Raw genomic sequence first — 25,780 nt, 5'->3', positions numbered from 1 at the left:
TATGATTACTGCTATTTTAATCGTATTTGCGGGAGGGGATCCCACAAAAGTTTTCAAAACATAAAAAGGTCGGAATTTCTTCCGACCATGACTAGCCTCAAGAGCCGCTTTATTATTTAAAAACTGAAAATTATACTTTCATAATTTCAGCTTCTTTAACCTTCAGGTGTTCATCACAAATTTTCACATATTTATCCGTAAGAACCTGGATATCTGCTTCGATACCTTTAATAATGTCTTCAGAGACACCGTCAAGCTTTTTAAGTTCTTTCAGACCATTTTGTCTGGCATTTCTTACAACAACTTTTGTATCTTCAGTTTCAGATTTTGCCTGTTTTGCCAGCTCTCTTCTTCTTTCTTCCGTTAATGGCGGAACATTAAGGATAATATTGATCCCGTTGTTAGAAGGAGCAAAGCCAAGATTTGAATTAATAATCGCTTTCTCAATATCATTAATTGCTTTAGCATCCCAAGGTTGAATAGAAATCGTCATCGCATCCGGAACAGAAACATTCGCCACCTGGTTGATAGGAGTCATTGCTCCGTAATATTCTACCATTACATCCTGAACCATATTCGTTGACGCACGTCCCGCTCTGATTCTTTGAAATGCATGATCCAGGTGCTTAACAGCTGCTTCCATATCGTGTTGTACAGACTCTACTATAAGATCTAATTCTTCCATTATATAATAAAAATTTGATAAGTTGCACATTTTAAATAGTTTGATTCGTAAATTACGATTCTGAAATCTATTACAAATAATCGTTTTTTACTATTTTATTACTATTTTTTACCGGTTTCAAAGATAATAAAATATCCGGAAAATGCTATGATAGCATAACAAATTAAAATTCACAGATTGAGTCTTCATATATGAAAGAATAACTTAAATCAAGCTTATACATAAATAAGCTCCAAATCTTATGAATTGGAGCTTTAAGAGATTAGCAAAGTGGCGGTGGTGAATCAGGACAGGTTGTATTTCCGCAGTAACCTGGGTCCCACGATCTGCAGCAGCCCTGCGCCTGGTTCCAATCGTTACATCCCAGAGGCGGTCTGCCACCTAGAATTGTCTTCAATTCTTTCTTCGGTAATTTTTTTAGATTTTTCATAATAATACTTTATTTGATTGTAAATCAAATATAATAATAAATTTCTCCTTACAGAGATTTAAATTATAATATTTTTTAAATCATTAATTTTGAGATTCAGAGATTTTATAAAAAATGCCCGATTATTAGCTATTAAAGTAATAATCAGGCAATTATATTTTCAGTAATTTAAATGTTTATAAGTAGTTTCCGAACTTCTAAATTGTTTTAATTAAACTATTTAAATCCTTACTTAATTTTTTAAATTACAAATCGACTAAAGTACCAACATTTTCTCCGTCTACAATTTTTTCAAGATTTCCGTCTTTGTTCATATCAAAAACAATGATCGGTAATTTATTTTCGTGACTTAATGTAAATGCAGTCATATCCATCACTTTAAGATTTTTAGCATAAACCTCGTCAAAAGATAATGAATTATATTTTACCGCGTTTACATTTTTTTCAGGATCGCTGTCGTAGATTCCGTCTACTCTTGTTCCTTTTAAAATGACATCAGCTCCAATTTCAATTGCTCTTAATGTTGCTGCAGTATCCGTTGTGAAATAAGGATTTCCTGTTCCTGCACCGAAGATTACTACTCTACCCTTTTCAAGATGTCTTACTGCTCTTCTTTTGATGAAAGGTTCTGCTACCTTGTCCATTTCAATGGCAGATTGAAGTCTTGTCTTGATTCCGGCATCTTCCAACGCACCTTGAAGCGCCATCCCATTGATTACCGTTGCAAGCATTCCCATATAATCTCCCTGCACCCTGTCCATTCCTTTTGCAGCTCCTGCCACACCACGGAAAATATTTCCTCCTCCTATAACAATGGCAACCTCACAGCCTTTGTCTACTACTTTTTTGATCTCAGCTGCGTATTCCTGAAGTCTGTCGTTGTCAATACCATATTGTCTGTTTCCCATTAAGGCCTCTCCGCTAAGTTTCAGAAGGATTCTTTTATATTTCATCTTTATTTTTAAATAACTTTATTTGTTGGTTTGTCAGAAATTTGACTTTGCAAATATAATCATTAATAAGGTTGATTTTTAATTCTGGATTAAATTTTTAAATCTTGCGTGGTAAGCTGATTTGTGGGAGCAATTTGATAACATCGAAAAGGAATATTTATTTTTATAAGGAGCAATTTCCCGCTCTCCGCACTCGCTATTTTTTCAGAATTCGGCGCGGCGGCTCCGCCGCCGCGCCGAATTCTGAAAAAATGAGCTCAAACAAATGCTGCGATCGGGGCTAGGGTAGATTACATTAATTCAATCTTCGGAAGTTTCCACGAACAGTGTAACAAGAACAAAGAAATAACAGAAACCTTTTATTATGATTGACAAGCAATTTTTACAAAACTTGAATATTTACCTATAAATAATGTGAGAAATATTTTGAAAAGTACGAAAAAGGATTATTTTTGCATTAATAATAAACTGAATTGAAGAAAATTGTCATTTTTTCATTATTTCTGTCAGGAGTTGTTTCTTATGCGCAAACAGGAACAAACGTTTATCCGTTTCTCAATATTCCTGTATCTGCAAGACAGGCTGCATTGGGTGGAGATGCTATTTCCGTAAGAGATCATGATGTTTCCTTTGCTATTGCAAACCCTTCCTTGCTGAACAGTGATTCTGATAATCAGCTTTCTGTAAATGCAACTGCATATCTTGCAGATTCCAAATACGGAACAATAGCATATGCTAAAGACTTTGAAAACGGACATATGGCGACGATTAATGCGCGCTATATGAGCTATGGAGATATTCCCAGAACAGATGAAAGCGGTTTTGAAAACGGATCTTTCAAAGCTTCTGATGTCGCTATCGGAGCAGGATATGCCTATCAGTTTGAGGAAGATTGGACAATCGGTGGCGGATTGAATTTTATCACATCCAAAATCGACAATTATACTTCTTCCGCCATTTCAGGAAATGCGGGAATTACTTATCACAACAAAAAGAACAAAGAAACTGCTTCTCTGGTATTCAGAAATTTTGGTTATCAGTTTAAGTCTTTTAACGGAACACGTGAAAATCTTCCTTTCAGAGTAGATTTAGGATATACAAGAATTTTAAAGGCAATTCCGTTAGCCATTACCATTACAGCGCACGACCTTCAGGAGTTCAATATTTCTTCTCAATATAATGTCAACGGACAGGAAGTCAATGTAGGGCGGAAAATCGCAGACCATTTCTCTCTGGGCGCCGAATTATTTCCGGAAAAAGGATTTAACATCAGACTTGGGTATAATGTGAAACGAGGAAATGAACTTGCCGTAGCAGATCAACGAAATTTCTCAGGTCTTTCTGCAGGTTTCGGTATTAAATTGTCAAGATTCCGTATTGATTATGCGCATGTGCGCTATCACAACTCTTCAAACGTCAACCAGATTGGTGTTTCAATAGATCTTGTAAGCCATGCAGGAGAATAGATTGTTTTGTTCACCTTAAATAATACATAATGAATCCCTGAATAACATTCGGGGATTTTTAGTTTACTTACTGATTATAAAGCATATTCTATGGAACGATAAATGGGATGACAATAAATGTGTCAAGTTTTCTTGATTTTTAAGAAAAAATCTGGAAATTTGCAATATGAAAAAACCTGTAATAGCAATCGATGGGTACTCCTCTACCGGAAAAAGTTCAATATCTAAAATCATTGCCGAAAAGATAGGGCTCATTCATCTTGATACGGGTGCGCTTTACAGGGGTGTTACCTGGTTTGCACTTCAGAATTGTATTAATGAAAATGGGTCAATTAATCTTGAAGAATTGTTTTCCTCATTCGATCAGATTGAGCTTGAATTTAAAAATGATAATGGAGAATTGGTTCTTTTTCTGAATCATATTGATATTTCCAAAGAAATCAGGACAAATGAAGTGTCAGAAAATGTAAGTTTTGTCGCAAAACAGAAAGAAGTAAGAGATTTTCTTTTGCAGTCTCAACGTTCACTGGCAGAAAAAGGAGGTATTATCATGGATGGGCGTGACATAGGGACAGTAGTTCTGCCAAATGCAGACTATAAATTTTTCCTGACAGCGAGCATTGAAGAAAGAACTAAAAGACGATACAAAGAACTTCTTTCTCTCGGTATTGAAGCCAATGAAGAACAGGTAAAAGAAAACCTTATTATACGGGATAAGATTGATAGCGAGCGGGAAATAGCACCGTTGAGAAAGGCAGATGATGCTATTGTCATCGATAACACACAGCTTTCTAAGGAAGAAACGATTGACAATATTCTCTCATATATCAAAAAATTTTAACAATTTTTAATAGGCCTATGCCTCCTTTGGTATATTAATTGTACAAATACTAAACAAGTAAAACTAGTATTATTAACTATTAAAAAAAACGAAAATGTCTAAGAAAAACAATACAGCGGGTATTTTGGCAGGGCTTCTTGCAGGTGCTGCAGCGGGTGTAATTTTAGGAATGCTTTATGCTCCGGAAGAAGGTAAAGAAACCAGAAAAAAAATTAAAGATAAAGCTAATGATCTGAAGGATCAGGCTAAAAACAAGTACGGAGAAGTTTCTGAAAAAGTGAAAGATCAATACAGCAGTATTTCTTCTACTTTTAAAGAAACAGCAAATAACGTAGCTCACACGGTGAAAGACGGATACGATAAATATAAAGATCAGATTGTTTCAAAAACTGCAGATGTAGTGAAAAATGTAGAATCTGAACTGAATGATCTAAAATAATAAATAATTTATTTTTTTAGGTAAATTATGAGAAGGAACTTTATAAACGAAAGTTCCTTTTTTTGTAACTTTAAAGAAAAACAATGATTGAAACTATTAAAGAATACGCATCGAAAAGAATTGACCTGCTGAAAATTGAAGCGACGGAAAAATCTTCGCTTTCAGCCGGAGTTATTACCTATTTTGTTTTAATGTTGGTTGCCTTTGGTTTTTTCATTATCCTGTTCAACTTTGGGATCGCATTTCTCATTGGGAAAGCTTTGGGAAACAGCTCGTACGGATTTCTTATCGTTGCCGCATTTTACTTTGTAATAATGATGGTTCTTATGATATTTAAAAAGAGACTCGTAAACTATGTGGCAGATCAGGTTATTAAATTTTTAAATCATTAAACTATGGGCAGAAAGTATGAAAGCTTAGAAGAATTAAGAAGAAAGAAAAAGCTATTAAAGCAGGAAATCGAAGGGCTTGAGGATCTTCTTACATTCAAAAATACAAAAGAAAGTTTGAGTGCATTCACCAATGGTTTGACAGATCAGTATCTGCAGGAAAAAGTAGATGAAGACGGTGACGAAAAAGTTGTATTGAGAAAAGACGTTATTGCCAAACAGATCACGTCTGAAATAAAAGATGCACTTATCAATAAGAATACAGCAATGGGCATTGCCAGCTCTGCTTTTAAAGGAGATGCTGTAGATACCTTAATCAAACTTGGGGTAACTGCAATTGTAGGAAACTATGCACGGAAAAGTCTTAAAAGCTCAAACTGGAAAAGAAAAGTTGCTGGCGTTGCATTAATCTATCTTGCACCGATTGCGCTGCGATTTATCCGGAAAAGACTTGAGAACTACCAGAAAAACCAAAGTGTTTCTAGTATGGAACAACTTATCTGAGTTCGAGAGTGGGAGTGTTTTATTTAGTTATTCTATACTCTAAGACTCTCCCACTCTCAAACCCTATTACTCTCTCACTCCGAACAATTGTCCCAGAATAATACCGGCAGCCATAGAAACATTAAGACTTTCTGTCGATTGAGATTTTCCGAATCTGGGGATCATAACACTTTTTTGTAAAAGTTTTTCAGTTTCAGGACGCATTCCATTGCCCTCATTTCCCAGGATAAGATTCATTCTTTCGGGTCTTTCAAACGAATAAATATTCTCACCGTCCATATCTGTTCCTATATTAAGGTTTTTTGTGTTTAAAAGATAGTCTGTCAGATTTTCATAAACAATATTGACCCTCGCAAACGATCCCATACTAGACATGATTACTTTAGGATTATAGAAATCCACCGTATCTTTACTACAGATAATCTGTTCAATTCCAAACCAGTCTGCCAAACGTATGATGGTCCCCATATTTCCGGGATCCTGAATACCATCAAGAACAAGCTGTAGATTCTGGTCGGATAATTTTTTCTCTTCATTCAGATAGCAGACAGCCACAGAATCCTTCGGATGTTGCAGGAAACTTATTTTTTTTAACTCATTTTCAGAAATATGTGTTACAGGAACGTTCGCACGGTCCAATTTTTGCGGATCGGTAGAAAATATTTCTTTAATTTTAAAGTTGGAATTAAAAAGTTCATTGATCGTTTTATTACCTTCAACCAAAAACAAATTGTATTTTTGTCTGAACTTCTTTTTATCCAAAGATTGTAAAATTTTTATTGTATGAGCTGTAAGCATTATAAGAATTCTCCTCAAAAATATTATAAAATTATATCATTTGCAACATTTGTAGGTCTCCTTTATGCTTGTAGTACCACTAAAAAGGTTCCTGACGGGGAATATCTGCTCGTAAGCAATAATTTTGAGTTCGAAGATAAAAAAGCTCCTTTCGATAGTGAACTAAAAAACTATGTACAGCAAAAGCCCAATAAAAGACAATTTCTTTTTATGCCGCTCAGCTTATGGCTATATAATGCTGCAAATCCTAAATATGACACTCTTCTGAATGAATATATGACCTATCCTAATGAATTGAGAAATCAGAAATTAAGAGATTCTCTTTTCATTAAATATAACATGAAGAGCAGTGTAGGGAAAAGCCTGTTCTTTGACAGGCTGTATCACAATTGGGGTTCGGCACCGGTAATTCTTGATCAGACGAAAACTGAAAAAAGTGCTGAATCAATAGAAAAAAGACTCATCTATCGTGGATATTGGGATGCTGAAGTTAAATTTAAACATGATCTGGATTCTGCTGCAAAAAAAGCGGCAGTTACTTATTTTATCACCCACAGAGATCCTACTTATATTAAAGAATATTACTATAATATCACCGATCCTACCGTAAAAAATATTTACCAGCAGAAAATAAGAGAAAGTCTTATTAAGCAAGGTCAAATATTAGATCAGACGGTTCTTGAAAAGGAAGTTACCAGAATCAATGACCTGATGAAAGATTACGGGTATTACAGATTCAATAATCTTGGTGATGAAATCTATTTTGTTGCAGATTCTATCAAAAGTAGAAAACAAGTGCCTTTAACCCTTGAAATTCATAAAGATTCCCTCGACCGGCCTTATAAAGTGGCTACCATAGGAAATATTGATGTAGCCATTGTAGATGAAATGTCGGATTACCCGAAAAATACGGTAAAAGACAGTTTAAGAGGAATCAGGTTTCATAAGGTTAATAATCAGTATAGTTCCAGGGCATTGTGGCGTGCTATTACCATTGGAAACAAACAGGTATATGATCAGAAAAAGTTTGATCTTACAAGGAGAAACCTGTTGGCTATGAACAATTTCAGTATTCTTAAATCACGGGATTCTTTAAGACATGGCGGAGGAACGACTCCCAATGATAGTATCATAGACGTGATGTATGTACTTAAACCCCTTCCTAAATATGAACTTAAATTAGGAACGGATGTTAATTATTCACAATTGCTTAACCTTGGTGTTTCGCCTTCGGCAGATCTTACTACGAGGAATGTTTTTGGTGGTGCGGAAAACCTTTCAACGAGTCTTTCAGGAACATTTGGATCAATAAGAAGTACTAAAGATATCAGCAGTCGGGTTCTGGCCTACGAGATTTCGGCCCAGGCATCGCTGAATTTTCCGAGATTGCTGTTGCCGTTCGATTATTATAAATTACTTCCAAAAAGGTACAGCCCTACTTCATCAATCGTATTGGGTGCTTCGGTTCAGAACAATATCGGTTTGGGAAGGGTAAACTTTAATACAGGTTTAAATTATCTGGCAACGGTAAATGATAAAGTTTCTCACAGACTTACCTTATTTAATACCCAGCTGAGTTTAACAAAAAATAAAGATGCTTATTATGATTATTTCGTGAATGACGAAGCGATCAGAAGTGAAATTTTTGATGATTATTTCGCTTTTAAACCTTCTGTAGCACAAGATTTTGGTGCCGGAAAGCTTACAATTGATGAAGTTTCAAGGCTTATCACGCGAGATCTTGAATATACTGCCGGGCTCAATCAGCAGGGGGCCGACCGATATATTGCGTTTGTAGGTTCATTGATCAACAAAGACCGGCAGACCCAGGATGTTTTAATCTCTTCATTTATTTACAATTTCGTTTATAATGAAATCGGTAAAAAAGAATATCCGAACTCATTTTATTTCAATGGAAAAGTAGAGCTTGCGGGAAATATATTCAGCATATTCAATCAGAAAAGAAATGATGGTGGGGTTTTGACGAGCCCGGAAAGAACGATATTCGGAGTTCCGTATGCTCAGTTTGTGAAATTTGATTTCGATATAAGAAAATACTTTAAATTTAATAACAATACACTTGTTCTCCGACAATTCGTAGGCGTGGGTATTCCGTACGGAAACTCTTCCAGCATGCCGGTCATCAGATCGTATTTTAATGGTGGAGCGAACGATATCAGGGCATGGGTTCCTTTTGGAGGGTTAGGTCCTGCAGATTCTCAGATTGATGAAAGAGTTCGTACATACATGACAGAAAACATGAAGCTCACCACCAATGTTGAATTCAGAGTTCCTTTTAATGACACCTATGAAGGAGCACTTTTCACAGATATAGGTAATATTTGGGCGTTGAAAAGCACGAGTGACGGTTCCGGCGATGAATTTAAATTTAATAAATTTCTAAAGCAGGTCGGTGTCGGCAGCGGGTTCGGATTAAGGGTAAATATCGCCTATATCACCCTGAGACTTGATCTTGCTTATAAAATATATGATCCAAATAAACCTGAAGGCGACCGATGGAGACTGAAAAATTTCCAGCCATTCAAGCCTACTTTAAATATCGCATTCGGATATCCTTTCTAATCAGGTGAAATTCCCAAAGCAAAATATACTACAGCAACCGTTCTTGCCAGTATTTCCCTGAATTGGTTTCTGTAGTAGCTTTCAGGCTTGGTAACGTCCTGGGCATCAAATCCCAGCGCGTTCATATTGTTGTTTCTGGCAAACAATAAAGCCCGAAGATTATGAAAACCTTGAGATACAATGATGACATTGTCTTTTCTATATACATCCTTACATCTGAGAATACTTCGGTAAGTATTAAATCCTTTAGGGTCTTCCATGATAATCTCTCCCGGTACTCCTTCCTGGTAGATGAGGTAATTTTTCATAGCAGCAGGCTCATCATATCCTTTGCTTTTTTCCCCACTTACAAGAATTTTTTTGATTTTTCCATGATGATAAAGTAATGCGGCGGCATCCATCCTCATTGTAAAATATGGATTTGATGATCCGGATCGCATCTTTGGTGAAGTCCCCAATACCAATGCCACTTCCCTCGGCGGAATTTTGGATATTTTGTTGTATGTTCTTCCATCCGTTAACGCAAAAACCCAGGCATTGGCGAGACATATCAGCAGAATCAGAATTTCCGCTGATATAGAGATCAGGTTAAATATGTTTTTTATTATTCTCAACTAAGATCAAAGTTAAGCTTTATTTTCCTGCTTTTTGCAATAGACATGCAGGCCAGGATGTGTCCTTTTTCTTCTTCTTTTTCCGTTAAATATTCATTCTCCAGCAAATCAACTTCTCCCTCTTCAAGAATACATTCACAGCTTCCGCATATGCCTGATTTACATGAATAAGGAACGGCAAACTTTTGAATTAACAGTTGCTGTAAAATCTTCTCTTTATTATCCGGTAATTCCGTAAAATATTGCTTTCCGAGCATTTTAAATTCAACATCAATATTTTCAATCAGCGGAAATTCTTTTTCCACAGGATAAATATCGTCATTATATTCCTCAAAAAGTTCAAAATGAATATTTTTCTTCGGTATTCCATGATGATAGCATGCATTTGCAAGGGTTTTAATCATATCCCCTTTCCCGCAAATCAAGACTTCATCCACTGCATCCCAAATGGTCGATTCTTCATCGGTATCATCTAAGTGAAGAATCTGATTAATAATCAGATATAGTTTTTTATCATCAAGTCTACCTTGAAAAAAACTGTTTGATGTTTTTTCCTGTGTAAAAAAGTAAAAGATCTGAAGCCTTTCGCCACAGTTCCTGGCAAGATTGTCAAGCTGTTCACGATAGATGAGATCTTCACCGGTTTTATTACTGAAAAACAGGAAAAGTCTTGTTCTTGGCTCATTGTGAAGGATATTTTTAAAATGGCTTAAAATCGGCGTAATTCCTATTCCTGCAGCGAAGCCAACGATCGTTCTGAATTCACTCGGTTTTGAAATAAGAGTAAATCTTCCGCTGGGCTCGCTGACTAATAATTTATCGCCAACATTATAATTTCTGAATAATTCTGAAGCATCTCCTTCAGGCGAGTTCATTTTTATTCCTAAAGCGATCTTTTCTTCATAAGGCGCCGAAGTCATTGAATAGTCTTTGATTACGTCCTTACCATGAGACTGAAATTGTATACTCACAAACTGACCTGCATCAAACTTAAAATTCTCCTTCAGGTGCGCAGGAATTTCAAATTCCAGAGCGAAAGTATTTTTGGTCAGTTCTTCCTTTTTCGTTATTTTTAGCCAATGAAACTGTGTAAGTTTCCCTTTATAGATTTGTTGTTTCATACTTCAATTCAAAAATAAATAAAAAATAATGAAAAAGATAATCTTATTCACGCTTTTCCTGGTATCTCTTATAAGCTGTAAGAAAGAAAGCACAAAAATCGAAGACAGCCAGCCGGAGACAGATTCTGTTGCTACTACAGAAAACTCTGAGCCTAAGGCGGCGTTAGCAATGTTTAGTCCACAGCAGGCTACTGAGCTATTAGGGAAAAAGAACGATACGCTATATATTACCAATTTCTTTGCAACGTGGTGCGGCCCTTGTGTAAAGGAAATTCCTCACTTTAAAAATAAAATTCAGGAACTCAACGGAAAACCGGTAAAAATTACCTTTGTAAGTGTTGATAGTAAAGAAGACTGGAATACAAAAGTTCCTCAATTCGTTGATGAACAGGGAATCCGCAATAATACGGTTTTGCTGGATGGGCAGTCTTTGCAGGGAGATTTTTTCGCTGCCAATTTTAAGAAATGGGATGGCGGTGCAATTCCGTTTACTTATATGAGAAAAGGTGATAAAACTGACGAGACTTTAGGGATGATGAGCGAAGAGCAGCTCAACGAAAAAATCAATTCTCTTTTAAAATAAACGTCAGACTTTATGTCAGATAAATTTAGAATCCTGTGTTTGGTTTTATTTCTTGCTATTCTTTTGGCAACGATTATTAATCTGAATACAGGATTTTTAAGTTTAAAATTTCAGGATTTTTTTACGGAAACTTCGCAAAGTCTTATCGCTGAAATTCGTGTCAATCGTATTCTGGTGATGCTATTGGCTGGGATCTCTATTCCGACGTCCGGGTTTCTGATGCAGGAATATTTCCAAAATCCGCTTGCCGGACCGGATATTTTAGGCATTACTTCCGTGGCAAGTCTTTCGGTGGCTTTTTATATCTTTTTTTCCTACGGTATTTCACTTCCTGATTTTCTTCAGAATACATTTTTAAGTTTATCTTCAATTACAGGAGGCTTGCTTCTGATGTTTCTATTACTCTCGATATCAAACCGGTTTCAGGATAAATCTTATCTGGTGATCTTTGGATTTTTGGTTTCGGCGCTGGCCGGTGCTGTTGTCTCTTTGCTTCAGTTTTATGCAGAAAATCAAAGTCTTAAAAACTATATTTTATGGTCTTTTGGTGCCAATAATATGGTAAGCCGCAACCAGATCTACATACTTTTTGTGCTTGTATTGATCGGTTTATTCGCTTGTTTTAAAAGTATAAAACCTTTGATCGGAAATTCTTTGGGCGTATCCTATGCACAAAGTCTAGGAGTCAATTTGAATCAGCTGAAAATTTTGATTATTGTATCTTCTTCCCTTTTATCCGCATCTGTTACGGCATTTATGGGACCTGTGTTATTTATTGGGATTATAATACCTCATTTTTGCAGGCTAATCTATAATCCTTCAAAACTTTGGCAACAATGGATTTTAAATATGTTGTTGGGAATGTGTGTTATGCTTATATTTTCGATTATAGCTGAGAAAACACAGATTCCTATCAATGTGATCAGCTCTATTTTTGGAATTCCGGTAATTCTGGTGATGCTTTTAAGGCAGAATAAAGTGTGAATGGTGAATACAATGGTCTATTTAATTTACGTGAATAAGAAAATAAATCTATAATAAAACAGTGAAATCTGCTGTAATATAAAAGAAAATGCACCTACAAATTAAACAAGCTAATATTGGTTACAAGAAAACCTTAATCTCAAATGCAGATGCAAATCTGAATTTAGGTGAAGTTTGCCTTTTAATTGGTAATAACGGCGTAGGTAAAACAACTTTAATTAAATCAATTTTGCATCAGATTCCGCTTTTGAAAGGTGATATTTTTCTTCATGGCAAAAATATCAGGGATTTTTCAGTTAAAGAAATGGCAGAAAATATTGCTATTGTATTTTCAAAATCAGTAATTCCGCAAAATTATACTGTTGAAGATCTGATTTCGTTAGGAAAATATATTTATTACCCTTTTTATTTTGCCCTAAAAAAAGAAGACCGTGAGGAAGTCATATCTATTATTGAAGAATTGGGATTAACTCAGTATAAAAATACTCCTCTTAAAAATCTCTCGGACGGAAATCTTCAGAAAGCCTTTATCGGAAGGGCGATTACTCAAAATTCTCCGGTGATTATTTTGGATGAGCCGACAACCCATTTGGATGAGAAGAATAAGATCGTTATTCTCAAAGTTTTAAGAAAATTAGCCAAAGAACATCATAAGCTCATTCTTTTTTCTTCACACGACTGGAGACTTGCCAAAGAGTTTGCAGATAAAATATGGTATGTTAAAGACCATCATCTATATAACGGAATTGTGGAAGATGTTTTACTAAAACACGACGAACTTACGAATGCAACTCTTTTTAAGATCAATGAAAATTTCGTTCCTCCTAAAATTACGGCACCGTACGTTTACAAGGAAATGCTTTTTTCCTTATTGCAGAAAAACTTTCCTCAAGATCTTTCTTCCCTTACTTTCGAGTTTAATGACTATTGGATTATTTCAAATTTGAAACACAATTACCAATGTGAATCTTTTGAAGAAATAATTGATCTGTTAAAAACATTATATTAATATTTTACTTTCTTTATCAAGTTAATATATTATGCATGCATAGTATTATGCTCATCATATTAATTAATCATTTTATTATCAGGATATTAACAAATTTTAACGTAAATAAATATTATGCATGCATAATATTTACTAAATTTGGGTAAACCTCGATATTGAAAAATGATGGATAACAAAAAAGAGAAAATAGAAAACGTTGACTTAATTTTGAAACAAACCTGGCTGGCTGTTTCCAAGATGTATACGGAAATGGCGCAGGAACATGATTCTACAGCCGTTCAGGCGCTTACCCTCCTTAAAATAGATCCTAAAGAAGGAACCCGAAGTACTAACCTCGGGCCTAAAATGGCTATTGAACCTACCTCTTTAACAAGAATTATAAAGCTCCTTGAAGATAACGGCTATATCTACAAAGAAAAAACAACCACCGATAAACGTGAAGTTATCATAAAACTTACTGATAAAGGATTGCACTCAAGAAATATGTCCAAAGAAGTGGTTGTGAATTTCAACAAAAAAATCATGGAGAAAATCGCTCCTGAAAAGCTGGAAACTTTTAAAGAAGTGATGAATGAAATCATGAAAATCGCTACAGATTTAAACAATAGAAAATAATATAACAAATCAATAAAATCAAATGAAAAGAAGAATCAAACATGTTACGGTTCTTGGTTCAGGAATTATGGGAAGCGGTATCGCGGCGCACTTTGCCAATATTGGTGTTCAGGTTTCGCTGTTGGATATTGTTCCTTTCGAACTGACTGAAGCAGAAGAGAAAAAAGGTTTGACCAAAGATGATAAAGCAGTACGAAACAGAATTGCTGCAGAAAACTTTGAAAAACTGAAAAAAGCAAGTCCGGCTCTACTCTATTCTCCGAAATTTGCAGACAGAATAAAAGTCGGAAACTTCGATGATGATTTACCGAAAATAAAAGATACCGACTGGATTATTGAAGTTGTCGTTGAAAGATTGGACATCAAAAAATCCGTTTACGAAAAAATAGAGCAGTTCAGGAAGCCTGGGACTTTGGTTTCTTCTAATACATCAGGGATTCCCATTCATCTTTTAACAGTGGGAAGAAGTGATGATTTCAAACAATATTTTGCAGGAACACACTTTTTTAATCCTGTGAGATATTTACCTCTTTTAGAAATTATACCTACTCACGATACGCTTCCTGAAGTGATTGATTTCTATATGAGTTACGGAGCGAAGTTCTTAGGAAAAACAACCGTTTTAGCCAAAGATACACCAGCATTTATCGCTAATAGAATCGGGGTATTCTCCATGATGGATTTACTTCATAATGTTCAGAAATTAGGATTAACCGTTTCTGAAGTAGATAAATTAACAGGTCCTGTCATTGGCCGTCCGAAATCTGCGACATTCAGAACTGCGGATGTTGTTGGTTTGGATACATTGGTCATGGTTGCCAACGGTGTTCGTCAAAGCGGTGCAGAAGCAACAAATAATTTCAATGATGTTTTTGCACTTCCGGATTACATCCAGAAAATGGTTGATAATAAATGGCTGGGTTCTAAAACTGAACAAGGGTTTTACAAAAAAGTAAAAAATGCAGAAGGAAAATCAGAAATTCACGGGCTAAATCTTGATACTTTAGAATATGAACTTCAGGGGAAATCTTCATTTCCAACTTTAGAATTAACTAAAAATATTGACAAGCCGATTGATCGATTTAAAGTATTAATTGGCGGAAAAGACAAAGCCGGAGAGCTTTACAGAAAATCATTGGGAGCATTGTTTGCCTACGTTTCGCATAAAGTCCCAGAAATTTCAGATGAAGTTTACAAAATTGATGACGCAATGAAAGCCGGTTTCGGTTGGGAAAACGGACCGTTTGAAATCTGGGATGCAGTCGGAGTACAAAAAGGTTCTGAATTGGCTAAAGAGGCAGGTTATGAAGTTTCAGACTGGGTGAAAAATGTAGAGTCTTTCTATAAAGTCAATGAAGAAGGACAAAGTATCTATGTTGATAAAGATTCTCTAGAGTACAGCAAAATTCCGGGACAGGACTCTTTTATTATTTTAGATAATATCAGAAAAAATAAAACGCTTTGGAGTAATTCCGGTGCTGCCATCGAAGATTTAGGTGACGGAATCATCAATTTTGAAATCCGTTCTAAAATGAATTCTTTAGGAGGCGAAGTGTTGGATGGATTAAACAGGGCAATTGATTTAGCTGAAAAGGAATATGACGGTTTAGTGATCGGAAATCAGGGAACCAATTTCTCTGTAGGAGCCAATTTAGCCATGATTTTAATGATGGCGATCGAACAGGATTGGGATGATCTGAATATGGCGATCGCCTATTTCCAGAAATCCATGATGAGGGTTCGTTACTCTTCTATTCCGGTGGTGGTAGCTCCTCATGGAATGACCCTGGGCGGTGGTTGCGAAATGACCATGCATGCCGACAGAGTGGTCGCTGCTGCAGAGACTTACATCGGACTGGTAGAAACCGGAGTTGGTGTAATCCCTGGTGGTGGTGGAACGAAAGAACTGACGCTGAGAACATCAAGAGAATTCCATAATGACGACGTGAAAAATAACAGGCTTCGTGATGCTTTCATGAATATCGCTATGGGTAAAGTGGCAACTTCTGCTTATGAAGCTTACGATATGGGAATTCTTGAGCATGGTAAAGATATTGTTGCCGTTGACAAGAGAACTCAGATTAAAACCGCGAAGATGCTGGCAAAAAGTCTTGCAGAACACGGTTATACGCAGCCAATCGAGCAGAAAGTAAAAGTGTTGGGGAAAGATGCATTGGGAATGTTCTATGTCGGAACCGACCAGATGCTTACCGGAAATTATATCTCTGAACACGACAAGAAAATTGCTGACAAATTAGCCAACGTTATGGTGGGAGGAAATCTTTCTGAACCTACAGTTGTTACCGAACAGTATTTATTGAATCTTGAAAGAGAAACCTTCCTATCGCTTTGTGGAGAAAGAAAAACACTGGAAAGAATTCAGTACATGTTACAAAATGGAAAACCTTTGAGAAACTAATAATAAAGGTAAACTAAAAGTAACCAGGTTTTTGAGCCCTGAAAGGGCGAAAAATAATAGAATCGGGTAAAACCCGGTTAAAAACAAATAAAAAACAAAAAATGTCAAAAACAGCATATATCGTAAAGGGTTTTAGAACTGCCGTTGGAAAAGCTCCAAAAGGAAGTTTAAGATTTACAAGACCCGATGTAATGGCGGCAACCGTAATTGAAAAATTGATGGCTGAGCTTCCGCAATTAGATAAAAACAGAATTGACGACCTTATCGTAGGAAATGCAATGCCTGAAGCTGAACAAGGCTTAAATGTGGCGCGTCTGATTTCCCTGATGGGTTTAAATACAGACAAAGTTCCGGGAGTTACGGTAAACAGATATTGTGCATCGGGAAGTGAAGCGATTGCTATTGCTTCTGCAAAAATTCAGGCCGGGATGGCAGATTGTATTATTGCCGGAGGTACAGAATCCATGTCTTATATTCCGATGGGAGGTTACAAGCCGGTGCCGGAAACGGATATCGCCAAAACAAACCCTGATTATTATTGGGGAATGGGCTACACGGCAGAAGAAGTGGCCAAGCAATATAAAATCAGCAGAGAGGAACAGGATCAGTTTGCTTTTGAATCTCATATGAAAGCATTGAAAGCCAATAAGGAAGGCCGATTTGCGAGCCAGATTGTTCCAATTCCTGTGGAATATAATTTTTTGGATGAAAACCAGAAAATGCAGACAAAGAAATTTGATTTCTCCGTCGATGAAGGTCCAAGAGCAGATACTTCATTGGAAGGTTTGGCTAAATTAAGACCTGTTTTCGCCAACGGAGGAAGTGTGACAGCTGGAAATTCTTCTCAAATGAGCGACGGTGCAGCTTTCGTCATGGTAATGAGTGAAGAAATGGTAAAGGAATTAGGTTTACAGCCCGAAGCAAGATTAGTAGCTTATGCAGCAGCAGGTCTTGAGCCAAGAATTATGGGAATGGGGCCAATTTATGCCATTCCAAAAGCATTGAAACAGGCGGGTATGGAGTTGAAGGATATTGAATTAATCGAATTAAATGAAGCATTTGCTTCCCAGTCTGTTGCTATTAAAAAAGAATTAGACTTAAATCCTGATATTTTGAATGTCAACGGAGGAGCCATTGCTCTTGGTCACCCACTGGGATGTACCGGAACAAAATTGACTGTCCAGCTTCTTGACGAAATGAGAAAGCGCGGAAACAAATATGGAATGGTTTCCATGTGTGTAGGAACAGGCCAAGGAGCAGCGAGTATTTTTGAACTACTTTAATTAATTATAGATTTTAAATTATAAATTTTAGATGAATAGCTACAAGGAAGATAATCTAATTCAATTAAAAACATTCAATTTTGCGCTAAGAATTATTAAATTTTATACTCAGTGTAAATCTCAAAATGAATTTATTTTATCCAAACAAATACTTCGCTGCGGAACTTCAATTGGAGCAAATGTAGAAGAAGCAATTGCAGCGCAGTCAAAGAAAGATTTTATTTCAAAACTTTCAATTGCAAATAAAGAAGCAAGAGAAACCAGATATTGGTTAAGACTTTATCAATTATCAGATTTAGTTCAAATCGAGATTGATACTTATTTGAAAGAAATTGAAAGTATAATTAATATTTTAACTAAAATCATCAAAACTTCATCCGAAAATTTATAACCGGAAATCAATAATTTAAAATTTATAATCTAAAATTTAAAATCATAAATAATGACTACAATTAATAAAACACTTAAAGGCGGTGAATTCCTCATTAAGGAAATTCCTGCCAATGAAATTTTCAGTCTTGAAGAACTGAATGAAGAACAAAAAATGCTTCGCGATTCTGCGAAAGAATTTATAGACAGAGAAGTTGTACCGCAAAAAGAGCGCTTTGAGAAAAAAGATTATGCATTTACGGAAGAAGTAATGCGTAAGCTCGGCGAAATGGGACTTTTGGGAATTTCTGTTCCTGAAAATTATGGTGGTCTTGGGATGGGATTCGTGACAACCATGTTGGCCTGTGATTACATTTCAGGAGTTACAGGTTCATTGGCAACGGCTTATGGTGCACATACCGGAATCGGAACATTACCAATTGTACTTTACGGAACAGAAGCTCAAAAGCAGAAATACCTTCCGGATTTAGCGGCAGGAACAAAATTCGGAGCATACTGTTTGACTGAACCGGATGCAGGTTCTGATGCCAACTCAGGTAAAACAAGAGCAAAACTTTCTGAGGACGGAAAACATTATATCATTAACGGACAAAAAATGTGGATTTCCAATGCTGGATTTGCCGATACTTTTACTTTGTTCGCAAAAATTGATGATGATAAAAATATCACAGGATTTGTAATCAATCGTTCGGAACTTGAAAATCCTGAAAGTCTGACTTTCGGTGAGGAAGAACATAAGCTCGGTATTCGTGCCTCTTCTACCCGACAGGTTTTCTTCAATGATATGAAAATTCCTGTTGAGAATCTTTTAGGGGAAAGAAATAACGGTTTTAAAATCGCTCTGAATGCATTAAACGTTGGCCGTATCAAATTAGCAGCTGCTTGTCTTGATGCACAAAGAAGAATTTTAAATCATTCAATTCAATATTCAAACGAAAGAAAACAATTTGGCGTTTCTATCTCAACGTTCGGAGCGATCAGAAAGAAGATTGCTGAAATGGCAACCGGAGTTTTTGTGAGCGAAGCAGGTTCGTACAGGGCTGCAAAAAATATTGAAGATAAAATTGAAGAATTGGTTGCCGGAGGAATGGATCATCAGGCTGCAGAACTTAAAGGTGTTGAAGAATTCGCTGTTGAATGCTCAATCCTGAAAGTTTTTGTTTCCGATCTTGCTCAGCATACGGCAGATGAAGGAATTCAGGTGTACGGCGGAATGGGATTCTCTGAAGACACCCCAATGGAAGCAGCGTGGAGAGATTCAAGAATTTCAAGAATTTATGAAGGGACTAATGAAATCAACAGATTACTTTCGGTAGGGATGCTGATTAAAAGAGCAATGAAAGGTGAATTAGATTTATTGTCTCCTGCCATGGCAATCAGCAAAGAGCTGATGGGAATTCCATCATTTGATGTTCCTGACTATTCGGCTTTCATGAGTGAAGAAAAAGCAATTATCGCTAATCTTAAGAAAGTTTTCTTAATGGTTTCCGGTGCTGCGCTTCAAAAATACATGATGGATATTGAGAAACAGCAGCATTTACTATTGAATGCTTCTGAAATCCTGAACCAAATCTACATGGCAGAATCTGCGGTTTTAAGAGCTGAAAAACATTTTTCTCCTGATTCTGTTGAAGCGGCAATGGCTCAGCTAAACCTTTATAAGGCGGTTGAAAAGATTATTGCGGCTGCAAAAGAAGGAATCGTTTCTTTTGCTGAAGGTGATGAGCAGAGAATGATGCTTTCGGGATTAAGGAGATTTACAAAATATACAAATCATCCGAATGTAGTGGCATTAACTGAAAAAATTGCAGCATATTACATCGAAAAAGGAGCTTATTAGTCTTTTATATATAAATTTGATTTCAAAGCGTCTCATTTTTGAGGCGCTTTTATTTTTGTATTTTAATTAAAATTTCATTCTTCAATTTAATAAAAAACTAAAATGTAGTAAGTGATGTAATATAATTGAATCCTGAATTGTCTTGTTATCACAATGGCTATCATTTAATGTAAATTTTATTATGAGAATAGTATTAGTTTCAGTTATATTTATTTCAACTGCGGTTTCAGCACAGCAAAAAGACAAAAAGACTGTCTTGCCTAAAATGGATACAACAAAGGTAAAAACATTTACTTTGCCTGATCAGAATCTTAAACCTAAAGATCTTCAAAAGGAAATGTATAAAATGCCTTCTGCAAAGCCTGATGAATCGTTATATTCCAGCCTTAAGGACAACAGAAAAGACTCCACCGATTATAAAATGCTTAATGCAATGATTCCAGAAAAGAAGGAAGATGATAAATAATTGTCTGTAATTATTTTAATGTCTTAAGAATTCGTATTTAACAAAATTATTATTAAAAAATGTCTCAAATCTTGGGGCATTTTTTATTTTTGTACTCTACTTATTTACGATGACAAAAGAAGAACTGCTCAACAGAGCAATAAAAATAGCCGATAAGGCACACAAAGGACAGACAGACAAATATCATGCACCGTACATTGCCCACGTTATGCGTGTAATGGAATACGGAAAAACCCTGGATGAGAAGATTGTAGGGGTATTACATGATGTTGTTGAAGACCATCCACAGGAATTCAGCCTTGATTATCTTCGTAGTGAAGGTTTTCCGGAATATATTATTTTTGCGATCAGTTGTCTAACCAAGTTTGATCCAGATGAAGATTATGATGATTTTGTAAGAAGAACTGAACGTTCTCCATTAGCAGTTGCTGTAAAGCTTAATGACCTGCGTGATAACATGGATCTCCGCCGTGTAAACAGAGAGTTGACTCCAAAGGATATCAAAAGATTTAACAAATATCTTAAAGCGTATCGTTATCTGATTGAAAAATATTAAGACCTTATGACTAATAACCTACCTCCTATTTCCAGAGCATACCAGTCTAAGCTGATTTCAGCCATTGTATCGATTTTAGTATTTTTCACTGTATATTTTGTATTGATTCTGATTTCGCTCGGGTTGATATTTCTTTTGGGATATGCAGCGGTAAAGATTATTGCTTTGCATGCAAATTATCTTACGGTCCTTCTTGCCCTTGGATTATTCAGTGTCGGACTTGTCGTATTCTACTTCCTGATTAAATTTATTTTCATCAAAAATAACTATAGCACAAGACATCTTATTGAAGTCAACCGTAAAAATCAGCCTGAACTTTTTGCTATTATTGATGAGATTGTTGCAGAAACAAAAGTAAAGATGCCCGGTAAAGTATTTTTCTCTCCCGAGGTAAATGCAAGTGTGAGCTATAATTCCCTATTCTGGAGTATGTTTCTCCCGGTGAAAAAAAACCTCACAATCGGAATCGGCCTGGTAAATTCCTGTACGGTCGGCGAGCTTAAATCTGTTCTTGCTCATGAATTCGGACATTTCTCCCAGAGAAGCATGAAAATCGGCGGATACGTCAATCAGGCAGAGAAAATTATTTTTGATACCGTTTATAACAATAATGATTATGAACAAACCATAAAACATGGTTCGGGTCATTGGGCATTTCAGCTTACAGGTATGATTTCCGTTGGCTTTATCAATGCATTTAAATATATTCTGAAGTTTTTTTCAGATTTTATCTTTAAAAATAATGCATCTCTCAGAAGAGAAATGGAATTTCATGCAGATGCCGTTGCTACATATGTTACCAATCCTGAAGAGCAGATTTCATCTCTTTTGAGACTTGAGCTCAGCAGTACGGCATTTGAAAGTGCTTTTAGTTTTTACACCCAGAGTGAGGGAAAATATCTTCCCGAGAATCTTTTTGATAATCAGACGGCTTTGATGAAAGTCTTTAGTGAGAGAAATAATCACGTTTACGAAAATGATTTACCTAAGATCACTGAGGATGAACTGACCCGCTTCAACAGGACAAAGCTGGAAATTGAAGATCAATGGGCATCTCATCCCGAGACTACGCGTAGAATTGAGATGATCCGTAAAAATGAAACAAAGAACCGTCCGAAAAATAATAATCTGGCCAAAAACATTATACGGGGTTTTGATGAAATAGGTAAGGCATTAACAAGCAAATATCTGACCCTTTACGAGGTTAAAAATGTCGGTGAAACCATTCATAACAACGAACTTTTCGCAGAACTTTATAAGAAAAAGTATCCGCTCCACATGATGAGTATCTATAATAATGGTTATTATGAAAGACATAATCCGGTTTTGGAGAATATTGAGGGTTTGCAAATAACCTCAGAAGTTTCATCCGAAAAGCTTTTCAGTGATGCAATGGTTTCTCTCGTCTACGAAAAGACTGGTCTGGAGAACGATCTTTCGATACTTAAGGAAATCGTGGCAAATCCGAAAGTGGTTAAGACATTTAAGTACGATGGAGTACTATATCCGTCAAAAGATGCGAGAATTTTAACTTCAAGACTTACTAAAAAACTGGAAGAGATGAAACTGGCATTGTCTGACAATGATAAGCAGATTTTTAGTTATTATTACAGCTTAGCAACAGATGCGGATAAGGAAATTCTTAAAAACACATATCTCACATTTGCCTCAATTAATCGTGAATACGATATGTATGAAAATGTACTAAATCATTTCGCTGAAGGATTAGCGTTTATGACGGTAACTTTACCTGTAGAAGAAATCCGTAAAAAAAGAAGCATTTTACTTAAAAAAGAAAAAGCTTTTAAAGATGTTCTGAAGAAATTTAACGAAGAATCATCATACAAAGATTTTTTAACGTCCGAAAACAAAAAACTGATTATAGATTTTATAGATTCCGAATACATATATTTTAATCATGATAAATACATTATGAAAGAAGTAGAATCTTTATTCTCTTTTGTTGGAGAATATCGCAACCTATTAAATAAAGCGTACATCTTCAGCAAAGAGCAACTCATCGGTTTCCAGGTGAAACTTGAGAAATCGGTTAATCGGCTCCCGGAAAATGGTAAGTTTTGGCAGGAGGATTTGTATCATCAATATTGATATTTAAAGCAAGGTATACAAAATGAAAGTTTTTATTGCCTTTTGCATCAAATTCTCTTTGCCACAAATATCCGCCCAGAACACCGAAGTTTTCATCGATCTGGTATCCTAAACCTCCATATACCCTGTTTCTTGCAAAAGCAGGTTTTATAGGAGATACAATGAATATTTCATCATAAGCATTGGCAAACAAAGTTTTAGGGCCTATTTTTTTCGCATTTAAAGGAACCGAAATATTCAGACGATAACGGTAACGCATTCTCTGCGAATTTTTATCTGTTTGAGGCTCGTAAAACCACGATTTTTCCGCACGGAATCGGTTTTCAAATTTCACAACACCTTTTTTGAAATCAATGACATCCTGAAGCCAGATTCTGAATTCCTCTTTATTGATCGCGTGATCTTTATAGGTGGCATATCTCCCCAACCCGACAAAAGGCTTGTGGTTTTTGGTAAGATTATATCCCAATCCACCTTTTATTTCGTAATAATCAGGATACGTATATTCTTCAATCCCTCTCGATTGGCCTTCTGCATATAGAAAAAACTTCGGATGAAATTTATAAGTTATCGTCAGTGCATTAAAGCTGGAAATATGTTCCTGCGCTTTGATAAATATTGTACTTAAAAATAAACTCAGACCTAAGGCTACTGACAGTTTCATTCAAAAAAAATTTTTGCAAATGTAAATGAATTAACAATTTCTTAATATTAACTTTAATTCATTATCAATTAACAATTATTTAATATTGATATTATAAGATAACCCAATATGGAACCATCTTTGAGGCATTGCAACACCAAATGTTTCTGTATATGAAGTATTTGTTAAATTATTAATAAGAATATATATCGAAAAGTCTGTTTTAACAAAACTTAATTTATCATCCAAAAGGTTATAACTGCCGCTATTCAATCTTTCATTATAACGATAAATAACTTCATTAGTAAAATTTTTCAAAAATCTTGTTTCCAGTTTTGTAATGAACTGATGTTTTAAATTATCCAGAGCATACCTTGCCAAAAAATCACCGGGTTTATTTAATTTATTATCCAGATAAGTATAGCTGACCGTGTATTTCAGCCAGTTGTTGATGCGATGATTTATCTCTGCTTCAATCCCTTTGATTGTGGTTTCTCTGATATTCTGGGCATACCATACCGGGTCGTTGTTACTTATTTTGGTCCAGTCGATGGCATTATCAGAATCTCTCAGGAATCCGCTCAGTTTTGCCAGTATATTTTTTGTCTGAAACTGATAACCTATTTCGGCATAAACCGCATTTTCAGGCAATAAATTCTGATTACCTTGCTCGGTTTTGCTTACATAATACAGATCTGTGAAGGATGGAATTCTGTGAACTTTTGCAATGTTTCCATAAATTTTATTGTTCTGGTCAAAGCTGTAGCCAACGTCTAAACCGGGATAAAAAAAGTTTCCTTCATTAGAATAATTTGCCCATGAAATTCCCGGACTGATGTTTAGTTTGTTGTTCAGCAGTGAAAAATGATGTTCAAAGAAAACCTGGGAAACAAACCGGTTTCTCTCTCCAAGGTTATTGCTTGCAAGAAATTCCTTTCTTACCTCTACGCCAATTCCTGTAGTTCCCAATCCCCATTGATAGCTGGAATTCACTTCTCCGCCCACATTATTACCAATATGCATATTTCGGTAGACTTCAGGTTTTTCCCTGTTATAGAGATACATATCCTGCCCTCTTCTCCAATATACGTTTGAGTTTAATTTTAATTTTCCAAAGGTTTGTTGATGAGCCAGACTTACGATGGAAGCCTGTGTTTCTTCATATTGTTCTGTGGCAGCTTTTGAGGAATAAAAGCCATTGGCACCGAATTTCTTTTCAGAAAAGCCCGCCTGAAGTCTTATATCTCCATCTTTAATGTTAAGCTTACTTTGATAAAAAACATTTCTGATTTCATAATCGGTATTGTACATATATCCCTGCGAACCGGAAGAATTGACCTGTAAAGAATTTGAGAATTTTTCATTTCCCAGCTGGGCATTCAGGCCTAAACCATACGTTTCGTAATCTCCGGCTTCAGCTTTTACTCTCACTCTTTTTCCCGGATCTGTTTTTGTAATAACATTGATAACGCCCGCATAGGCATTTTGTCCGAAACGTCTTGCTGCAGGACCTTTAATAACTTCTATTCTTTCTACATCATCAAGGTCGACAGGCAGATTCATGGTGTTGTGACCGGTTTGTGAATCATTCATCCTGATTCCGTTCAGGAGTAAAAGAACCTGTTCAAAAGAACTTCCCCGGAAACCAATATCACTTTGTACGCCGTTAGCACCTCTCCTTCTGATGTCCATTCCGGCAATCTGTTGCAGCACTTCGTCGATACTTTGCGCAGGAGAATTGAGAATTTCCTCTTTGGTGATAACGGTAATGTTTTGATTCGCGCTTTTATACGGCGTGGAAAAAAGTTTTCCCTGAATTTCAATAGTTTCTATATCAGTTGATTTTTCCTGTGCGTGTGCGAAAAACAATGTTCCGAGAAAAAAAATACTTCCTGCTTTTTTGATCATACCTTAAAATTATACCGGTTATTTTTACTGAGCCCAAAAGTAGTGGAGTTCGCTAACACCTACAAATGATAGTTGTCATAAAAAAATGCAGTTGGGTAAAACTGCATGTGGGAAATATCGTTGTTAGCGCTTTCTCATCAAATGTGCAATCA

Annotated in this window: 25 protein-coding genes; 17 read left to right on the top strand and 8 right to left on the bottom strand. The window is 35.9% G+C overall.

Annotated features, from left to right (window positions below; genetic code table 11):
- Nucleotides 1-130: 130 nt before the first annotated feature.
- The 3 genes from frr to pyrH form a co-directional block, all read right to left on the bottom strand.
- Complete coding sequence (gene frr, locus BMW64_RS06810; RefSeq protein WP_089999251.1) at nucleotides 131-685, bottom strand: ribosome recycling factor; 555 nt, start codon at nucleotides 683-685, stop codon at nucleotides 131-133.
- A gap of 262 nt (nucleotides 686-947) precedes the next feature.
- Nucleotides 948-1,115, bottom strand: a complete 168-nt coding sequence (locus BMW64_RS20620) for a bacteriocin-like protein (RefSeq protein WP_177175247.1) — start codon at nucleotides 1,113-1,115, stop codon at nucleotides 948-950.
- A 245-nt stretch (nucleotides 1,116-1,360) separates the two neighbouring features.
- Nucleotides 1,361-2,068: a UMP kinase gene (pyrH, locus tag BMW64_RS06805; RefSeq protein ID WP_089855827.1), complete on the bottom strand. Its 708-nt coding sequence runs from the start codon at nucleotides 2,066-2,068 to the stop codon at nucleotides 1,361-1,363.
- 473 nt (nucleotides 2,069-2,541) lie between these two features.
- Here pyrH and porQ point away from each other — a divergent pair, with 473 nt between their 5' ends.
- The 5 genes from porQ to BMW64_RS06780 all read left to right on the top strand — a co-directional run bounded on the left by porQ (nucleotide 2,542) and on the right by BMW64_RS06780 (nucleotide 5,707).
- On the top strand, nucleotides 2,542-3,534 hold the full coding sequence (porQ, locus tag BMW64_RS06800; RefSeq protein WP_089999250.1) for a type IX secretion system protein PorQ: 993 nt from the start codon (nucleotides 2,542-2,544) through the stop codon (nucleotides 3,532-3,534).
- Nucleotides 3,535-3,700: 166 nt separating this feature from the next.
- The gene (cmk, locus tag BMW64_RS06795) at nucleotides 3,701-4,375 is read left to right on the top strand and encodes a (d)CMP kinase (protein ID WP_089999249.1); all 675 of its coding nucleotides are present in this window, start codon (nucleotides 3,701-3,703) and stop codon (nucleotides 4,373-4,375) included.
- Between the two features lie 94 nt (nucleotides 4,376-4,469).
- Nucleotides 4,470-4,814, top strand: a complete 345-nt coding sequence (locus tag BMW64_RS06790; protein WP_089999248.1) for a YtxH domain-containing protein — start codon at nucleotides 4,470-4,472, stop codon at nucleotides 4,812-4,814.
- Between the two features lie 83 nt (nucleotides 4,815-4,897).
- The gene (locus tag BMW64_RS06785) at nucleotides 4,898-5,206 is read left to right on the top strand and encodes a phage holin family protein (protein ID WP_089999247.1); all 309 of its coding nucleotides are present in this window, start codon (nucleotides 4,898-4,900) and stop codon (nucleotides 5,204-5,206) included.
- Nucleotides 5,207-5,209: 3 nt separating this feature from the next.
- Entirely contained in the window at nucleotides 5,210-5,707 is a 498-nt protein-coding gene (locus BMW64_RS06780) for a phosphoribosyl-ATP pyrophosphatase (RefSeq protein WP_089999246.1), read from the top strand.
- A gap of 66 nt (nucleotides 5,708-5,773) precedes the next feature.
- On the opposite strand, the gene BMW64_RS06775 is transcribed toward BMW64_RS06780, so the two are convergent.
- A complete protein-coding gene (locus BMW64_RS06775) occupies nucleotides 5,774-6,505 on the bottom strand; it encodes a TrmH family RNA methyltransferase (RefSeq protein WP_089999245.1) in 732 nt (243 codons plus the stop codon).
- Between BMW64_RS06775 and tamL the strand changes: the two genes are divergently transcribed.
- Nucleotides 6,491-9,088 carry a translocation and assembly module lipoprotein TamL gene (gene tamL / locus BMW64_RS06770; protein ID WP_089999244.1) on the top strand — a complete coding sequence of 866 codons (2,598 nt, stop codon included), beginning with the start codon at nucleotides 6,491-6,493 and terminating at the stop codon, nucleotides 9,086-9,088. The genes BMW64_RS06775 and tamL overlap by 15 nt on opposite strands.
- Here the strand turns inward: tamL and BMW64_RS06765 are convergent.
- Together BMW64_RS06765 and BMW64_RS06760 are read right to left on the bottom strand one after the other, a co-directional pair.
- Nucleotides 9,085-9,702: a SanA/YdcF family protein gene (locus tag BMW64_RS06765; RefSeq protein ID WP_089999243.1), complete on the bottom strand. Its 618-nt coding sequence runs from the start codon at nucleotides 9,700-9,702 to the stop codon at nucleotides 9,085-9,087. The two genes, tamL and BMW64_RS06765, sit on opposite strands and share 4 nt — an antisense overlap.
- Nucleotides 9,699-10,823 carry a flavin reductase family protein gene (locus tag BMW64_RS06760; RefSeq protein ID WP_089999242.1) on the bottom strand — a complete coding sequence of 375 codons (1,125 nt, stop codon included), beginning with the start codon at nucleotides 10,821-10,823 and terminating at the stop codon, nucleotides 9,699-9,701. The genes BMW64_RS06765 and BMW64_RS06760 overlap by 4 nt, the downstream gene beginning before the upstream one ends.
- A 28-nt stretch (nucleotides 10,824-10,851) precedes the next feature.
- Here BMW64_RS06760 and BMW64_RS06755 point away from each other — a divergent pair, with 28 nt between their 5' ends.
- From BMW64_RS06755 to BMW64_RS06705, 11 genes are all read left to right on the top strand, one after another.
- On the top strand, nucleotides 10,852-11,406 hold the full coding sequence (locus BMW64_RS06755) for a TlpA family protein disulfide reductase (RefSeq protein ID WP_089999241.1): 555 nt from the start codon (nucleotides 10,852-10,854) through the stop codon (nucleotides 11,404-11,406).
- Between the two features lie 12 nt (nucleotides 11,407-11,418).
- Nucleotides 11,419-12,390, top strand: coding sequence for an iron ABC transporter permease (locus BMW64_RS06750; RefSeq protein ID WP_089999240.1), 972 nt, complete (start codon nucleotides 11,419-11,421; stop codon nucleotides 12,388-12,390).
- Nucleotides 12,391-12,478: 88 nt separating this feature from the next.
- Entirely contained in the window at nucleotides 12,479-13,399 is a 921-nt protein-coding gene (locus BMW64_RS06745; protein ID WP_089999239.1) for an ABC transporter ATP-binding protein, read from the top strand.
- A 165-nt stretch (nucleotides 13,400-13,564) separates the two neighbouring features.
- Nucleotides 13,565-14,014 (top strand): MarR family winged helix-turn-helix transcriptional regulator, encoded by a 450-nt coding sequence (locus BMW64_RS06740; RefSeq protein ID WP_089999290.1) that lies wholly within the window; start codon nucleotides 13,565-13,567, stop codon nucleotides 14,012-14,014.
- A 22-nt stretch (nucleotides 14,015-14,036) separates the two neighbouring features.
- Entirely contained in the window at nucleotides 14,037-16,433 is a 2,397-nt protein-coding gene (locus BMW64_RS06735) for a 3-hydroxyacyl-CoA dehydrogenase/enoyl-CoA hydratase family protein (RefSeq protein ID WP_089999238.1), read from the top strand.
- A 101-nt stretch (nucleotides 16,434-16,534) separates the two neighbouring features.
- Nucleotides 16,535-17,716, top strand: coding sequence for an acetyl-CoA C-acyltransferase (locus BMW64_RS06730; RefSeq protein ID WP_089999237.1), 1,182 nt, complete (start codon nucleotides 16,535-16,537; stop codon nucleotides 17,714-17,716).
- Nucleotides 17,717-17,747: 31 nt separating this feature from the next.
- Nucleotides 17,748-18,107: a four helix bundle protein gene (locus tag BMW64_RS06725; RefSeq protein ID WP_089999236.1), complete on the top strand. Its 360-nt coding sequence runs from the start codon at nucleotides 17,748-17,750 to the stop codon at nucleotides 18,105-18,107.
- A 51-nt stretch (nucleotides 18,108-18,158) separates the two neighbouring features.
- Nucleotides 18,159-19,946 carry an acyl-CoA dehydrogenase family protein gene (locus BMW64_RS06720; RefSeq protein ID WP_089999235.1) on the top strand — a complete coding sequence of 596 codons (1,788 nt, stop codon included), beginning with the start codon at nucleotides 18,159-18,161 and terminating at the stop codon, nucleotides 19,944-19,946.
- A 181-nt stretch (nucleotides 19,947-20,127) separates the two neighbouring features.
- Nucleotides 20,128-20,412 carry a hypothetical protein gene (locus BMW64_RS06715; RefSeq protein WP_089999234.1) on the top strand — a complete coding sequence of 95 codons (285 nt, stop codon included), beginning with the start codon at nucleotides 20,128-20,130 and terminating at the stop codon, nucleotides 20,410-20,412.
- 109 nt (nucleotides 20,413-20,521) lie between these two features.
- Nucleotides 20,522-20,968, top strand: coding sequence for a phosphohydrolase (locus BMW64_RS06710; RefSeq protein ID WP_089999233.1), 447 nt, complete (start codon nucleotides 20,522-20,524; stop codon nucleotides 20,966-20,968).
- A 6-nt stretch (nucleotides 20,969-20,974) separates the two neighbouring features.
- Nucleotides 20,975-23,077 (top strand): M48 family metallopeptidase, encoded by a 2,103-nt coding sequence (locus BMW64_RS06705; protein ID WP_089999232.1) that lies wholly within the window; start codon nucleotides 20,975-20,977, stop codon nucleotides 23,075-23,077.
- Here BMW64_RS06705 and BMW64_RS06700 read toward each other — a convergent pair.
- Both BMW64_RS06700 and BMW64_RS06695 read right to left on the bottom strand, forming a co-directional pair.
- A complete protein-coding gene (locus BMW64_RS06700) occupies nucleotides 23,019-23,741 on the bottom strand; it encodes a DUF2490 domain-containing protein (protein WP_089999231.1) in 723 nt (240 codons plus the stop codon). The two genes, BMW64_RS06705 and BMW64_RS06700, sit on opposite strands and share 59 nt — an antisense overlap.
- Nucleotides 23,742-23,816: 75 nt before the next feature.
- Nucleotides 23,817-25,628 (bottom strand): TonB-dependent receptor plug domain-containing protein, encoded by a 1,812-nt coding sequence (locus BMW64_RS06695; RefSeq protein ID WP_089999230.1) that lies wholly within the window; start codon nucleotides 25,626-25,628, stop codon nucleotides 23,817-23,819.
- Nucleotides 25,629-25,780: the final 152 nt, after the last annotated feature.

It is taken from the genome of Chryseobacterium taichungense (genome assembly GCF_900109935.1).
GTDB lineage: Bacteria > Bacteroidota > Bacteroidia > Flavobacteriales > Weeksellaceae > Chryseobacterium > Chryseobacterium taichungense.
This window is presented reverse-complemented; position numbering and strand designations above follow the sequence as displayed.